At 71.2% G+C, this 13,952-nt stretch carries 12 protein-coding genes; 3 read left to right on the top strand and 9 right to left on the bottom strand.

The features are described from left to right. Positions 1 to 39: 39 nt before the first annotated feature. The 6 genes from LXN01_RS05120 to LXN01_RS05095 form a co-directional block, all read right to left on the bottom strand. Positions 40 to 813 (bottom strand): HAD-IA family hydrolase, encoded by a 774-nt coding sequence (locus LXN01_RS05120; RefSeq protein WP_236863504.1) that lies wholly within the window; start codon positions 811 to 813, stop codon positions 40 to 42. Beyond that, positions 810 to 2,159 carry an ArgE/DapE family deacylase gene (locus LXN01_RS05115; RefSeq protein WP_236863503.1) on the bottom strand — a complete coding sequence of 450 codons (1,350 nt, stop codon included), beginning with the start codon at positions 2,157 to 2,159 and terminating at the stop codon, positions 810 to 812. Before LXN01_RS05115 ends, LXN01_RS05120 begins: the two co-directional genes overlap by 4 nt. 88 nt (positions 2,160 to 2,247) lie before the next feature. Then, the gene (locus LXN01_RS05110; RefSeq protein WP_236863502.1) at positions 2,248 to 3,204 is read right to left on the bottom strand and encodes an NAD-dependent epimerase/dehydratase family protein; all 957 of its coding nucleotides are present in this window, start codon (positions 3,202 to 3,204) and stop codon (positions 2,248 to 2,250) included. A 50-nt stretch (positions 3,205 to 3,254) separates the two neighbouring features. After that, positions 3,255 to 5,159, bottom strand: coding sequence for a class I adenylate-forming enzyme family protein (locus LXN01_RS05105; protein ID WP_236863501.1), 1,905 nt, complete (start codon positions 5,157 to 5,159; stop codon positions 3,255 to 3,257). Continuing rightward, positions 5,156 to 6,505, bottom strand: coding sequence for a cytochrome P450 (locus LXN01_RS05100; RefSeq protein ID WP_236863500.1), 1,350 nt, complete (start codon positions 6,503 to 6,505; stop codon positions 5,156 to 5,158). The genes LXN01_RS05105 and LXN01_RS05100 overlap by 4 nt, the downstream gene beginning before the upstream one ends. Continuing rightward, entirely contained in the window at positions 6,502 to 7,284 is a 783-nt protein-coding gene (locus LXN01_RS05095; protein ID WP_236863499.1) for a glycosyltransferase, read from the bottom strand. The genes LXN01_RS05100 and LXN01_RS05095 overlap by 4 nt, the downstream gene beginning before the upstream one ends. 298 nt (positions 7,285 to 7,582) lie before the next feature. Here LXN01_RS05095 and LXN01_RS05090 point away from each other — a divergent pair, with 298 nt between their 5' ends. The 3 genes from LXN01_RS05090 (at position 7,583) to LXN01_RS05080 (ending at position 10,940) form a co-directional block, all read left to right on the top strand. Further along, the gene (locus LXN01_RS05090) at positions 7,583 to 8,986 is read left to right on the top strand and encodes an MFS transporter (RefSeq protein WP_236863498.1); all 1,404 of its coding nucleotides are present in this window, start codon (positions 7,583 to 7,585) and stop codon (positions 8,984 to 8,986) included. Positions 8,987 to 9,090: 104 nt separating this feature from the next. After that, complete coding sequence (locus tag LXN01_RS05085; RefSeq protein WP_236863497.1) at positions 9,091 to 10,329, top strand: cytochrome P450; 1,239 nt, start codon at positions 9,091 to 9,093, stop codon at positions 10,327 to 10,329. A gap of 83 nt (positions 10,330 to 10,412) precedes the next feature. Then, complete coding sequence (locus tag LXN01_RS05080; RefSeq protein WP_236863496.1) at positions 10,413 to 10,940, top strand: GNAT family N-acetyltransferase; 528 nt, start codon at positions 10,413 to 10,415, stop codon at positions 10,938 to 10,940. Here the strand turns inward: LXN01_RS05080 and LXN01_RS05075 are convergent. The 3 genes from LXN01_RS05075 to LXN01_RS05065 form a co-directional block, all read right to left on the bottom strand. Then, complete coding sequence (locus LXN01_RS05075) at positions 10,926 to 11,996, bottom strand: hypothetical protein (protein WP_236863495.1); 1,071 nt, start codon at positions 11,994 to 11,996, stop codon at positions 10,926 to 10,928. The genes LXN01_RS05080 and LXN01_RS05075 overlap by 15 nt on opposite strands. Positions 11,997 to 12,062: 66 nt before the next feature. Then, a complete protein-coding gene (locus tag LXN01_RS05070) occupies positions 12,063 to 12,524 on the bottom strand; it encodes a DUF6841 family protein (RefSeq protein WP_236863494.1) in 462 nt (153 codons plus the stop codon). 73 nt (positions 12,525 to 12,597) lie between these two features. Then, positions 12,598 to 13,770: a cystathionine gamma-synthase gene (locus tag LXN01_RS05065; RefSeq protein ID WP_236863493.1), complete on the bottom strand. Its 1,173-nt coding sequence runs from the start codon at positions 13,768 to 13,770 to the stop codon at positions 12,598 to 12,600. Positions 13,771 to 13,952: the final 182 nt, after the last annotated feature.

Raw genomic sequence — 13,952 nt, 5'->3', positions numbered from 1 at the left:
GATTGAGCGAGGGTGACGGGCGATCTTCCCGATGGGTCCTCAGTCCATCCGGGCGAACGCCTCGCCGACGGCGTCCGCGAAGGCGCGCATCGAGGGGAACTCGAGATCCGGCTGCACCGCCGTCCCCGGATCCGGGGTGGCGCCCCACCCCGGCGTGTCATGGCGCCGGTTGATCCAGACGCCGGGCAGCCCGGCCTCCCGCGCCGGCAGGTGGTCGTGGAACAGCGACTGCGCGACGTGCAGCAGGCGCCCCGTATGCCCCATCTCCTCGACCTTCGCGGCCAGCGCCTCGAAGTTCGCCGGATCGGGCTTGTAGGAGCCGATGTCCTGGGCGGTGAGGATCGCGTCGAACTCGACGCCGAGGCGCCGGCCGCTCGCCGCGAAGCCGTCCCGGTCGATGTTGGACAGGATGATGAGGTCGTAGTGTTGCTGGAGGCGGGTGAGCGCCTCGGCGGAGTCGGGGAACGCCGGCCAGTCCGGCACCGAGGTGCCCAGGGCGTCCGCGTCCTCCTCGCCCACCGGGAACCCGAGCGTCCTGCCGGTGCGTCGGAACGCCTCGCGCAGGGCGTCGGGGTAGAGCAGTCCCGGGGTCTCCCGCAGCACCGCGGCCTCGTTCTCGGAGTAGGCGACGAGCGCCTCCTCGTCGGTGATCGCCGGGTCGTGGCGCCTGGCCCAGGGGCCGATGACGGCGGCGATGCCGGTCTCCCAATCGATGAGGGTGCCGTAGCAGTCGAAGCTCAGGGCGCTGAAGGCGGTGAGATCGAGGGTCATGGCTGCTCCGGTGATTCGAGTGCTCGCGGGTTCGGCGCTCACTGGGCGTCCGCGACCCCGCACCACTCCGCGATGAACAGGGCGATGGACTTGGTGATGCGCTTGACCGATTCCAGGTCCACGCATTCGTCGTAGCCGTGGATGGCCCGGGAGATCGGGCCGTACACGAGGGTCGGGATGTCGCCGTACTGGACGAACACCCGCCCGTCCAGATAGCCGGGAGTGGTGAACGAGCGCAGCTCCTGGCCGAACACGGCACGGTGGGTGCGCTCGAGGACCGCCTCGGCGTCGGAGCCCTCCTCCAGGACGTAGCCCTCGGCGAAGAATCCGGTCTTCGTCGCCGTCGCCTCGATCGGGTTGCCGTTCGCGTCGTGGGTGATCCGCGCAAGGGCGTCCGTCAGCTCCTGCCAGGCGTCCTCGGCGGTGACACCGGGATACAGGGCGCAGCGCAGGTCGAGCTCGCACCACGCGGGGACGCTGGAGCCCCAGTCGCCGCCCTGGATCTTGCCGACGTTGAGGTTGATCGGGTGGTCCAGGTCCTCGAAGTAGCGGTGCTCGCTCTTCTGCGCGTTCCACCGCTCCTCGAGCGTGCGCAGCTCGGACAGGACGAAGTAGGCGGCGTCGATCGCGTTGAAGCCGCTGGTCATCTCGCGCGGGTGGGTCGGCTGGCCGGCCACGCGGACGCGGAACCAGATCACGCCGACATTGGCGCGGACGAGCATGTCCTCCTCCGGCTCCGGGATCACCACCGCGTCGGCGGTATAGCCGCGCATGAGCGCCGACAGCGAGCCGTTGCCCGTGCTCTCCTCCTCGACCACGGATTCGAAGTGGATTCGGCCCTGCGGCTCCAGCCCGGCGGCGCGCACCGCGTCGAAGGCGAACAGGTTGGCCACCAGCCCCGCCTTCATGTCGCCGCTGCCGCGGCCGTACAACCATCCGTCCTGGACAGCCGCGTCCCACGGCGAGCGCTGCCACTGGTCCTCCGGGCCTTCGGGCACGACGTCGATGTGACCGTTGAGGATGAGCGAGCGGCCCTGGGCCTGCGCAGCGGCCTGCTGCTCCCGGGCGGCCTGCTGCTCCCGCGGATGGTACGTGCCGACCACGTTGCAGACCCCGTCGTAGGACACCTCGACGGCTCCGGCGCCCGGATGCTCGGCGAGCTCCGCCGGGTCGAGGTCCCACCGGTCCATCTCGAAGCCGCGGGCGGACATCGCGCCGTACAGGAGGTCCTGCGCGGACTTCTCCGCGGTGCGGAGTGAGGGATGCCGGATCAGCTCCTGGGTGAACGCGACCTGCCGGTCGAATGCCGCATCGACCGCACGGAGGATCCGCTCGCGCTGATCATCGGTGAGGGGCGACGTCTGGGAGGTGATGTTGTCCGCGCTCATATGCTGCCTTTCGTTCGTGGATCCGGCCGGCGCATCCGATCGGCAGGGCCGGCCGGGGGCCCGTTCGGTGTCGTCTGCAACCCGCTGGTTACACCCCGTTCTGCGCCGGTGGCGGGATCACGCGGCGCGGCGCCAGGTGCTGAACCGCTTCGAAGCCGAGCAGCTGCTCCTGCCGAGCGAGGTTGTAGGTGCGTTCGTGGATCAGGTGGCGGATGGCGTAGCGGGTGAGCTTGGGGCGCTTGCCCGTCATCTTCGCCCGCCGCTCCGAGGCCCATGCCCGGATCATGGCCAGGTCGCCTGCCACCGCGTCGAAGACCACCGGCGGATGACCCTCCCGGGCGAAGAAGGTGTTGAGCGCCTCGCGGAACACGTACGGGCGGGGGTCGCCGACGTTGATCGGCCCGAACACGTCCGGTCTGCCGATGGCCGCGACTGTCGCGCCGACGAGGTTGTCGATGTGCGTGAGCGTGATGAGCTGCTTGCCGCCGCCGGGAATCCGCAGCACCCCGTTCTTGATGTTGGCCTGAACCCGGGGGATCAGCGTCGTGTCACCGGGGCCGTACACGGCGTGGGGACGCAGCACCACCGCCTGCGGGCGGACCCGCTGGATCACCACCTCGGCCTGGGCCTTGGTCAGCTCGTAGGCGGTCGGGTAGCGCTTCTCCTCCACCGGTCCGGCCTCTTCGTGGAGCATGTGGTGCGGGACCCTCGGGTCGTAGATGCTCGCCGAGGACATGTGCACGATCCGGACGTCCGGAAACGCGTCGAGCACATTGCGAGTCCCCGTGACGTTGACGGCGTGCAGGTTGGCAGGGTCGCCCCAGTCGTCGACATCCGCGGCGCAGTGGACGACGGCTTCGAGGAAGCGGAAGTGCCCGGTGATCTCCGGCCCGGCAGGCTCCCGAATGTCCCAGTGAAGGTGCTCCACCTCGGGAATCAGCGGGTCCGTGCGACCCACGCTCACCACCGTCTTGCCCTGCCGCCTCAGCTCGACGGCAACGGCCTTCCCGATGAATCCGGATGCTCCAGTCACAACGATCGGCATGGTGCTCCTTTCCCCACCCCTAGGCTAGACCGACCGGCCGCCGGTGCCGATCATCCCTCGTCGGTGTCCAGCTCCGAATACACCGGGAGCGCCGAGGCGCCCGCCCCCACCCATGTCGTCGGCACCAGTCCGAGGAGGCCGGCGACGGCCCGCCGCACGGCCGGGCGGTCGAGCTTCGCGGAGCGGCCGGACGTGGGGAGGGCAGGCAGAAGCACGAGGGCATCCGGCTGGGCGTCATGGTCGATCCGGGTGCGAAGGGCTTCAGCGATCTCGGGCAGCCGGACGGTGCCGCCGGCAGATTCATGGGTGCGCGGGACGACGACGGCGACGACTCGTTCATCGCCGAAGTCGTCCGAGATGCCGACGAGGACGGCATGGCTGATTGCGGGGTGGGCCGCGAGGGCGGGCTCGTAGAGACCGGGGTAGATATTCGTGCTGCCGCGGATGATCATGTCACCGCTGCGGCCGAGCAGGACGACGCCGGGCCGGTGGGAGCCGGCCGAGGCGCCGCTCGGTTCAGGCGTCCCTCCCGGGGAGCCGGGCGTCCGAGGCGTCGCCGTCGTCCGGGGCGTCGCCCCGCCGGGCGCAGCGGGCAGCAGCTCGGCGAGGTCGGTGGTCAGCAGCCAGGTTCCGTCGAAATGAGGAGTGTGTGCCTCGTGACCGGCACCCGCCTCGGTCGTCGGCTCACCCTCGGCGCCCGCCTCCGCCCTCGGTGCGCCTTCCGAAATCGCCTCGGTCGTCGGCTCACCCTCGGCGTCGAGGTAGCCGACCATCATGTTGGGTCCTCGCAGGGCGAGGCGCCCGCGCACGACGCGAGCCTCCACTCCCGGGAGCAGCCGACCCACGTAGTCGCCCGGTCCGGGGTGAGCGAGTTTGTCGGCGGCATCGGTGACGGCGATCGGCAGGACCTCGGTCATGCCGTAGGTGGCGAGCACCCGGGTCCGGGGCATCGTCTGCGCGACCGTGTCCAGGAGCGAAGCCGTCACCGGGGCGGCCCCGACGATGATCGAACGCAGCCGGGGATCGGGAGCGCCGGCGGCGATGGCGTCGGTGACGAGCTCGACGTCGGCCGGCACGAGGAAGCTCACCTGCGCACCGCGCAGCCCGCGCACGAATCCCGCCGGGTCCTTCCGCGGCGGAGCGGCGGCGGCCGGCATGCTCCAGTGGGCTCCCGCGCACAGCGCGGCCAGACCGAGGAAGAACTGGTCGGAGTGCACGCGCTCGCCGGGCGCGATGTCGACCGCGCCGGAGAACAGCTGCATGGCCGCGTCGAGGGAGCCGCGGGAGTGGGCGACGATCCGCGGGTGCGCGGTGGTTCCCGAGGTCGACACCAGCAGGCACAGCCGGTCCGGTTCCGCGCCGACCTCGATCTTCCCGATCCGGGCGGCGAGGGCCTCCACGTCGGCGCTGTGCCGCGGCATACCCGGCAGGCGCGGGCCGGCATGGAAGTGCCCGCCCGTGTGCTCGCGCAGTCCCGGCAGCAGGATCCCGGCTCGGCGCGCGATTCTGCGCACTCCGGGCAGGCCGGCGGAGTAGAGAACGGATTCGGCGGCGACGTGGTTGGGCCCGATGCGCCGGCGGCGGGCGGCGAACACGTCCTCGGCGACGCCGAGGTCGGCGAAGGCGATGACTCCGCCGGCGGCCACCACACCCAGCGCGAACACGATGCCCCGTGGCTGCGGCCGAATCGAGAACTGCACCCGGTCGCCGGGCGAGAAGCCGCGGTCGCGCAGGGCCGCGGCGGTGTTGCGGATCCGGATGCCGAGGCTCTTGAAGGTCCAGGTGGTGCCGTCGGCTCCGGTGATGGCGGGTCGGTCGGCGAACTCCTCGCAGGCGGCGAGCAAGCGGACGATGATGTCGCCCCGCGCGCCCGTCGTCCGGGCCTCGCTGTGGGCGCCCACCGTCCCGACCTCGCCGTGCGGGCCGACCGCCGCGCCTTCCGCGTCAGCGGTCATCGCCGGACTCCGCGTCGGTGCGGTCCTTGGGACCTCTTCGTCAGCGCGATCTCCAGCCGGGCGTAACCGGGGATGAGCACCCCGCGCGCCTCCGCCCGCGACACGATCCGCAGGCCTGATCCCGTGCGCGCGCAGACGTCGAGCAGGGCGTCGAGGAGCGCGTCGGTCTGCGCGGTGGCGACCGGTGCGCCCAGGCAGAAGTGCGGCCCGGCGCCGAACCACAGCTGCTTGAGCTCGCCCGCCCGTCGAGCGGCGGGGTCGAACGGCCCCACATTCCGGCAGCACATCAGGGTCGCGATGATGATGCGCTCCCCGGCGCGAATCCCGAAGCCGCCCGCCGAGGCGCCGCCCACCCGCACATCCGCCGTCGCCTCGCGCAGCATCACCGGCGTGGGGACGGTGACGCGCAGCGCTTCCTCCACGAGCAGGTCCCGCCGGTCGGCGGATCCCGCGGCCCGCTCGGCGACCAGGTCGTTCCACAGCCGGGAGTCCAGCGCCAGGGCCAGCAGCCTGGGCAGGAAGGACACGATCGTCTCCGTGCCGACCACGATGAAGGCGCCGACCGCCCCGACCGCCTCGTCCTCGGTCAGCCCGAGCCCTGCCATCCGCCCCGGGATCGTCGACTCGTCCTGCGCCCGCCACGCCTGGCGTGCCGGGTCGACGATGTCGCTCATCGCCGCCTTGGCCTGCTCGACCTGCCGCGGAGTGAGGCTGGGCCGGTGCAGCCGCACCATCGACGTGACCCCGTGGATCGCCGCGAGCATCCGGCCGATCCGCTCCTCGCTGACCGGCAGCCCCGTGAGCCGGCAGATGATGGCACCTGCGATCCGCGTGGCAACCTTGACGACGTCGACCGGCAGGCCCGATTCCAGGCGGGCGACCGCCTCGGCGAGCTCTCCTGCGGCGGTGTCGGCGGTGAGCTCCGCGACCGCCTTCGGGGTGAAGATCCCGGAGATCGTGCGGCGCAGCCGCAGGTGGTCCGCACCCTCCATGTTGAGCAGCACGCTGGGCCCCAGCACGGGAGTCCACAGCCCCGCCGAGGCGGTCCGCCCGGTCTTCGAGAAATGGTCCCGGTCCATGAGGATCGACCGGGCGAGCCGCGCCTCGGAGACCACGACGCCCAGGCCGGGAATGCGCACGATCGGGCCGCGGGCGGCGATCCGATCGAGCATCGGCAGCACCCACGGGTGAGCGCCGTAGAGGACCCGGTTCTCCTGTGCCATCGCGAAGTACTGCGCGGCCTGCGTCAGCCCGGGCGTCACCGGCGGCTCGGCGAGCGGGAAGGCCGGCGGCGCGGGGAAGATGGGCTGGGCCTGTGCAGGCAGGCTCGGCGATGCGGCGCTCATCGGATGTCCACGTGGGCGGGCTTGTACCGGTGGTCGGCGTACCAGCCGAGGGTCCGGACGAGCCCCCAGGCGTGGACCCGGCGGATCGAGCCGTGGACGCGGATGTCGCGGCGCAGCCCGTAGGCGCGGGTGCGCCGGCGGACCTCGTTGACGACGGCGCGGTCCTCGTGGAGGTCCTCGATCGCGGTCCGCGGAAACCCGCCGATCTCCTCGTACAGCTGTGAGGTGATGGCCATGTTGCACCCCGGAGTCATGACGTAGGGGCCCAAATACCCGGCTTCCGGGTTCGAGCGGTTGCCGGGCCGGACCCTGCCGAAGGCACTCGCGACCTCGACCGCGGCGAGCAGGCTCCAGCGCTTGGCTGCGGGCACGTGATAGTCGTCGGTGCGCGGCAGCAGCTGCCCGGACACGAGCTCCAGGCCCGAGGCGAACGCTGCCTTCACCCGGGCCGCCCAGTCGGCGGCCGGCAGGCAGTCGGCGTCGGTGCGGGCGAGGTGAGTGGCGCCCAGCCCGATGGCCGCGCGGGCGGCGGTGTCGGCAGCGGCCCCGGTGCCCTTGAGGGATTCGCCGACGACCGTGAGCTCGGCCAGCGGGCTGCCGGGCCGGTGCAGGCGGTAGGAGCTGCGGATCGCCTCGATGACCTCGACGGTGGCGTCGGTCGAGGAGTTGTCGCAGATGACGAGGAGGAAGTCCTGATCCGCTTGCCGGGCCAGGGCGGTGAGGGTGGCCTGGATGCCGGCGGCCTCGTTGTAGGCGGGGATGATGACGCCGAGTCGCATGAGGTCAGTTTCGCATGTCGGTGGGTCGGCTGTCGGTGCGGTCGGGTGACGGAGAGCGGGAGGGCGGAACGGGGGGAGAGCGGGAGTGTGGAACGGGGGAGACCGGGGTGGGACGGAACGGGTGGGACGGAACGGGTGGGACCGGTGGCGGATCCGGCGCCTCCGACGCCTATCCTGGTGTGTGTGACGCCGGTCATCGTGACTGCCGGCGGATTCACCGTGGTTATCCGACTGCGTTCCCTGGACTGCGGTCCCCGGACTGCGGTCACCTGTCCACCCGGGTCGAAGGAGATCATCTGTGACATCGCGTGCCGCTGCGCAGGCCAAGCTCATCACCGCGCAGCTGTTCTCCGGGGCAGGCATCGCCTCCGGCTACGCCGTGGGCGGGCTGCTCGCCGAGCAGATCACCGGGCGCACCGCCATGGCGGGCTTCGCGCAGATGAGCGTGATCCTCGGCGCCGGACTGGTCGCTTACCCGCTGGCGGCGCTGGCCGGGCGGACCGGGAGGCGCACGGCGCTCACCCTGGGATTCGGGATCGGCACGCTCGGCGCGGCCGTGGTGCTGGTGGGCGTCGCGGTGCAGTTCCTCCCGCTGTTCATGCTGGGCATGATGATGTGCGGATCGTCGACGGCTGCAGGTCTGCAGGCCCGGTACGCCGCCGTCGACATCGCCGACCCCGCCAAGACCGGGCGCGCGATGTCCCTCGTGGTGTGGGCGACGACCGTCGGCTCCGTGCTGGGTCCGAGCTTCACCGAGCCGGGCGCACGATTCGGCGAGGCGCTGGGGATGAACGCGCTGGCCGGGCCGTACCTGATCTCCATGGCGGCCTTCGCGATCGCGACCCTGGCGGCCTCGACCCTGAGTCGCGGGATCGGTCCGGGGGTCGAGTTCGGTGCGCAGGCGCCGCGCGGGCGAGGCCGCCGAGGCGCCACGAGCCCGGCTGCAGCTGCTGCCCCGGCGACCACCTCGGGCCCGAGCGCAGCTGCTGACCCGGCACCCGCCTCGACGGTCAGTCCCGACCCGGCACCCGCCTCGGCGGCTCCGCTCCGGCTGGGGGAGGCGCTGCGGTACGCGGCCTCGCGGCCGGTGACCCTGTTCGCGATCGTCACCATCGTGACCGGGCAGATGATGATGACGAACGTCATGGTCATGACCCCCGTGCACATGGACCACCAGGAGTTCTCGCTGGGCGCGATCGGCATCGTGGTGAGCATCCACATCGCGGGCATGTACGCGCTGTCGCCGGTGTTCGGCTGGATGGCCGACCGCTGGGGCCCGGGAACGGTGATCGCGGCCGGAGTCGTCGTGTTCATCGTGACGATCACGCTCGGGGTCATCGACGCTGTGGCGCCCCAGTCCTCGATGGCGCTGCTGAGCACCGCCCTGCTGCTGCTCGGCGTGGGCTGGTCGATGTTCCTCATCGGCGGCTCGGCGCTGCTGACGTCCTCGGTGTCCCCGCGGGCGAAGGTCACGCTGCAGGGCGCCTCGGATTCGGCGATGAACCTGGGCGGGGCGCTGATGGCTGCGATGGCCGGAACCGTGCTGGAGGCCGGCGGATTCCTCTGGATCAACCTCATGGCAACCGTGGTGCTGCTCATCACCCTGGCGTTCTCCGTGCGCGCCGTGCCGCTCATGCGCTGGCCCGGCCGGGCGAATCGCGAGGACGCTGAGGAGCCCGCCCTCGAATCGGAGGTGCGGTGATGTCCGCTGACCGCTGGGCGTGGCAGCAGGAAGCGCTGGCCACGACGGCCGGGTGATCTGACCGTACCCGCGCGACGGCCGGCGCCGTGTGATGGAGTAGTCTCATGCGCCCCCTGCACCTGTCTGCCGCCCAGGCGCTCGCCCGGACCCGGGCACAGCTCGCCGACACCTCGCTGCTGCTGGCCGCCCGGCCCGACATGGCCGCCCTGCTGCTCGCCGGACGCGTGCTGAGCAGCGAGCGCACACCTCTGCGCCGCTTGCCGCCGCTGGGCTGGGTGACCGCGCACGCGCCGACCGCCCGCGAGATCCTCAAGGACTACCGCCACTTCACCAACCTCACCGAGGGCGGCGTCGGCGACCTGTGGGCGCAGGTGCTCGGCCCGTGGGTGCTCGACATGTTCGACGGACCCGGCCACCACGACCTGCGCACCCGCACCCGCGAGCTGTTCACCGAGGATTCGGCGGCCGCGCTCGTCGCCGAGGCGTGGCAGGACTCCTTCGATGCCGCCCGTCGGGAGCTGGTCACCGGGGGCACGGTCGACATCGCCGCGCTCTCGCGGATGCTGGTGGGACGGATGATGGGCGCGCTGCTCGGCATCGACGAGGTGCGCCACGACTCCGCCGCCGCCGACGAGCTGTTCGCCACGGGGGAGCGGCTGGCCGGGCTGGCGCTCGACACCGGCGCCGACACCACGCTGCCCGAGGACCGGGTCGCGCAGGCGCAGGAGATCGTCCGGCAGCTCACGGCGAACGTCCCGGCCGCCTTCGCCGACCCGCAGCCGGGCACCATCCTCGAGCGGTGCGCGCGGCTCGGGCTGGGACTTCGGGAGACGACCGGGCTGTGTGCCCTGCTGATGGTGGCCGGGACGGAGACCTCCGCCTCGGCGATGGCCCGCACGGTGGCGCTGCTCGCCGACACCGGCGATCAGCACCTGCTGCGCCGCGACCGCTCGCTGCTTCCCGAGGCGGTGCGCGAGGGTCTGCGCGTCACCACACCGGCCGCGGTGATCGGCCGCGGCGTCAGCGCCGACGTCGAGATCGCCGGCGCGCGGATGCAGGCGGGGGAGCGGGTGATGATGCTGACCTGGACGGCCAACACGCGGTACGGCGGCTTCGACCTGCGCCGCGGCTACGTCCCGGAGGTGCGGCAGCTGTGGTTCGGCGCCGGGCGTCACCTGTGCCTGGGCGCGCCGCTGGCCCGGGCCGAGATCGCCGGGCTGCTCACCATGCTGCTCGACGCCGCAGCCGAGGCGGGCGCACCGGGGTGGCAGATCGTCGAGCGGACTCCGCAGCGGAGGGTCATGATTCCCGGCTACCAGCGCCTCGTCGTGGCGCTGGCGTGAGCCAGGAACAGTTGGCGTGAGCCAGGAACAGTTGGCGTGAGCCGGCGGCGCCTCGGCGGGTCGGGCTCTCGTACACTTCGCATATGGAAAGCAGCTCAGCAGCCCGCATTCGTCGAGTCGTCCCCGAGGACGTCGAGGAGATCGTCGAGCTCGTCGTCGCGCTCGCGGTATACGAGAAGGAGCCGGCCGAGATCGTCCGCCTGACCCCGGAGAAGCTGCACGGCCAGCTGTTCGGCGACCATCCCGCGATCTTCGCCCACGTCGCCGAGGCGCCCGCCGGCTCCGACCGCCGCATCGACGGCTTCGCCCTGTGGTTCCTCAACTACTCCACGTGGGAGGGCGAGCACGGGATCTACCTCGAGGACCTGTTCGTGCGGCCCGAGGTGCGCGGCGGGGGATTGGGCAAGGCGCTGCTGACGACGCTGGCGGAAACGGCCGTCGAGAACGGGTTCAAGCGCCTCGAATGGGCGGTGCTCAAGTGGAACGCGCCGTCGATCGCCTTCTACCGCAGCCTCGGGGCCGGGCCGATGGAGGAATGGGACACCTTCCGCCTCACCGGGGACGCGTTGCAGAAGCTTGGCAACAGGGCACGGGTCTCACTGCACGACTGAGATGCCGAGCTCATCGAGCTCCCACCACATGAGCGAGCGCACATGCGCCTTCATGTCGTTGAGCAGGCTGCCGGCGACCACCGAGATGCCGGCCAGGACGAAGACCGTCTCTCCCGCACCGAATCGGCCTTCGGTGTTCGCCAGGAGCCTGAACTCCTGCTGTTCGATCTCGGGCAGCATCGCGCTCGAGTCGTCCCCGTCGGACTCCAGCTTCCGCGCAGCCAGCGTGCTGTGCAGCACCTCACCGCCGTCCGGCTGCAGCACCGCGACGAAGACAGTGGATGCCGCCGAGAGAATGCCCGACGACGAGCCCCACTTGTCGCTGAGCGAGAGGCTTGTCCGACTGTAGATGTTGTCCAGCACCGCCGACACCGACAGTCGTCCCTCCTCCGGCAGGGTGAACGTGGTGCCGCAGGCCGCCGAGGCACAGCCGTGATCGATCGGCAGGAGGCCGAACCACTCGTTGAAGCCCCAGGTCCCTCCCGGATCGACCGCGAGGTCGACATCGATCACGAGGTGACCGATCTCCCTGTTCGCGAACGAGCGATCCACGACATCCATGGTGTGCGCGGCCTGCTCGCTGTCGATCGGACCGAGCCGGTCCTGTGCGAACGGCGGGTGATGCAGGATGGGTGTCGGATCGGCGGGAGCGATGACCGGTTCGAACGCCGGGGGCCGGAGGAACGCGCGATCGGCCACCGCTCGGCTCCCCTCGGTCTGCAGCTCCCGGAGCTTCCCGTATTCGGGCACGATCTCCCGCAGACGTGTCTGCAGCGATTCGCGCCGGCGGGTGCGCTCCGCGTCCCAGCGCTCGGCGTCGCCGGCCAGCCGCGGGCTGACAGCGGCCCACTCCGCCCGGGCCTGCCGGATCGCCTCACGCCCCGCGGCGATCTGCTCCTCGGTGACGAGCCCCCACGCGCGCTCGCGGTAGTCGATGAGCATGACCCAGATCTCGGCCTCCGCGGCGATCGAGGCGCCGGTCCGCGGCGGACGCAAGCGCGACAGCGGGCTGTCCGCCGCCCCTCTGTTCCCCGGATTCGGTGGTGGAAGAACCATGACCACGCTCCATTCGCTCGTGCGACTTCAGGCGGCACCTCCGGCGGTCGCCGGAGGGCCGGCCTGCTAGCCCGGGGGGTCCCAGCCGAACTGGGTGACGTCGACGCCCTTGCGCGCAGCGAGGTCGAGCAGCTGCTCCGTCTCATCGATCCCGACAGCGACGTAGGCGTGGAGCCCGTCCTCGTCGCGGCGCAGCAGGTACTCGTAGTCGCTGTCGGCCAGGTGCTCGTCCGGCTCTCCGAAGAAGTGCCAGCGCACGCGCAGACGGATGATGCGCGGCGTGACGTCGACGCGTTCGAGCAGGGTGTGCGTGACCCGGCTCAGGCCCAGCGCCCTGTACAGCGGGTACGACTGCTCCAGCGCCTGCGCCAGCTGCTCACGCGAGTGCAGCGTGCCCACGAAGTCGTCGGTGACCATCGTGCCCGGCACGCCCCACAGGGCCGCCGACCCCTCCGCATCGAAGGTGCTCAGAGCCGACTCGTACTGCACAAGGAACTGTTCGACCGCGGGGTCGATCGCCTCGCTCATGCATCAAGCGTACGAAGGTCGGCACTGCGTGGGAACCCTTCAGCGCGGAGGAGTCCAGCGGAGTGCAGCGGCGTCAGATCTTGTCGAGCGCCTGCTGGAGATCCGCCAGCAGATCCTCGGCGTCCTCGATGCCCACCGACAGGCGCACCAGGTTCTCCGGCACTGCGAGGTCGGTGCCCTGCACCGAGGCATGGGTCATGTCGTACGGGTACTCGATGAGCGACTCCACACCGCCGAGCGATTCCGCGAGGATGAAGATGTCGGTGCTGTCGACCAGCTTCCGTGCGGCATCCCGACCACCGGTGACCTGGATCGACAGCATGCCGCCGAACATCCCCTCCCGCATCTGCGCGGCAGCGATCTCGTGCCCCGGGTGCGATTCGAGCCCCGGGTAGTTGATCTTCTCGATCTTCGGGTGTCCGACCAGCCCGGCCACGATGGCCGCGGCGTTCTCGGAGTGCTGCTTGACCCGCACCGCCAGGGTCTTGATGCCGCGCATCGTCAGCCACGCGTCGAACGGGCCGGACACCGCACCGGCGGCGTTCTGGTTGTAGGCCACCGCGTCGGCGTGCCCCGGATCCGCGAAGATCAGCGCACCGCCCACCACGTCCGAGTGTCCGCCCAGGTACTTCGTCACCGAGTGGACGACGACGTCCGCGCCCAGCGCCAGCGGCTGCTGCAGGTACGGGGTCGCGAAGGTGTTGTCGACGACCAGAAGTGCACCAACCTGGTGGGCCAGCTCCGCCGTCTTGCGGATGTCGACGATGTTCATCAGTGGATTGGTGGGGGTCTCGACCCACACGATCTTCGGCCGGTAGGCGGCGATCGCGTCCGAGGCGGCGCTCGAATCCGTGAGGTCGACGGCGAAGTGCTTGACACCCCAGTTGCCGAACACCGCGTTGATCAGGCGGTACGTTCCGCCGTACGCGTCATTGCCCAGCAGGATCGTGTCGCCCGGCTGGCATAGGGCGCGCAGCAGCGCATCCTCGGCGGCCAGTCCGCTGGCGAAGGACAGGGCGCGCGCGCCGCCCTCGATCGCGGCCAGCTGCTCCTGCAGCGCGTCGCGGGTGGGGTTGGCGCTGCGGGAGTACTCGTAGCCGTTGCGGAACCCGCCCACGCCGTCCTGCTTGTAGGTCGAGCTCAGGTGGATCGGCGGGATCACCGCTCCGGTGCGCGGGTCCGGCTCGCTGCCCGCATGGATGGCCCGGGTGGCGAAGGCGTGGTCGGTCTCGGAGCTGTCGGTCACGGAAGGTCCTTTCGAACGGTGGCCCAGCGGGCCAGGGCGGTGCGGTCGAGCAGGGCGATGGGCCGGCCGGCGTCCAGCACGACGACGCCCCGCTCCGACCTGAGCTTCTCGCGCAGGTCCTCGGCAGTCTGGCAGGCGCCGATCAGCTGCGGCTTGACCAGGTGTGCGGTCAGGGAGCCGAT

Source organism: Brevibacterium daeguense (assembly GCF_021729135.1).
In the GTDB taxonomy this organism is placed as follows: domain Bacteria; phylum Actinomycetota; class Actinomycetes; order Actinomycetales; family Brevibacteriaceae; genus Brevibacterium; species Brevibacterium daeguense.
This window is presented reverse-complemented; position numbering and strand designations above follow the sequence as displayed.

Bases quoted from the DNA above. Each gene is read 5' to 3' on its own strand.
- LXN01_RS05115 (WP_236863503.1), bottom strand. From the start codon at position 2,159: ATGAGCGCGGACAACATCACCTCCCAGACGTCGCCCCTCACCGATGAT.
- LXN01_RS05110 (WP_236863502.1), bottom strand. From the start codon at position 3,204: ATGCCGATCGTTGTGACTGGAGCATCCGGATTCATCGGGAAGGCCGTT.
- LXN01_RS05105 (WP_236863501.1), bottom strand. From the start codon at position 5,159: ATGACCGCTGACGCGGAAGGCGCGGCGGTCGGCCCGCACGGCGAGGTC.
- LXN01_RS05100 (WP_236863500.1), bottom strand. From the start codon at position 6,505: ATGAGCGCCGCATCGCCGAGCCTGCCTGCACAGGCCCAGCCCATCTTC.
- LXN01_RS05095 (WP_236863499.1), bottom strand. From the start codon at position 7,284: ATGCGACTCGGCGTCATCATCCCCGCCTACAACGAGGCCGCCGGCATC.
- LXN01_RS05085 (WP_236863497.1), top strand. From the start codon at position 9,091: ATGCGCCCCCTGCACCTGTCTGCCGCCCAGGCGCTCGCCCGGACCCGG.
- LXN01_RS05080 (WP_236863496.1), top strand. From the start codon at position 10,413: ATGGAAAGCAGCTCAGCAGCCCGCATTCGTCGAGTCGTCCCCGAGGAC.
- LXN01_RS05075 (WP_236863495.1), bottom strand. From the start codon at position 11,996: ATGGTTCTTCCACCACCGAATCCGGGGAACAGAGGGGCGGCGGACAGC.
- LXN01_RS05070 (WP_236863494.1), bottom strand. From the start codon at position 12,524: ATGAGCGAGGCGATCGACCCCGCGGTCGAACAGTTCCTTGTGCAGTAC.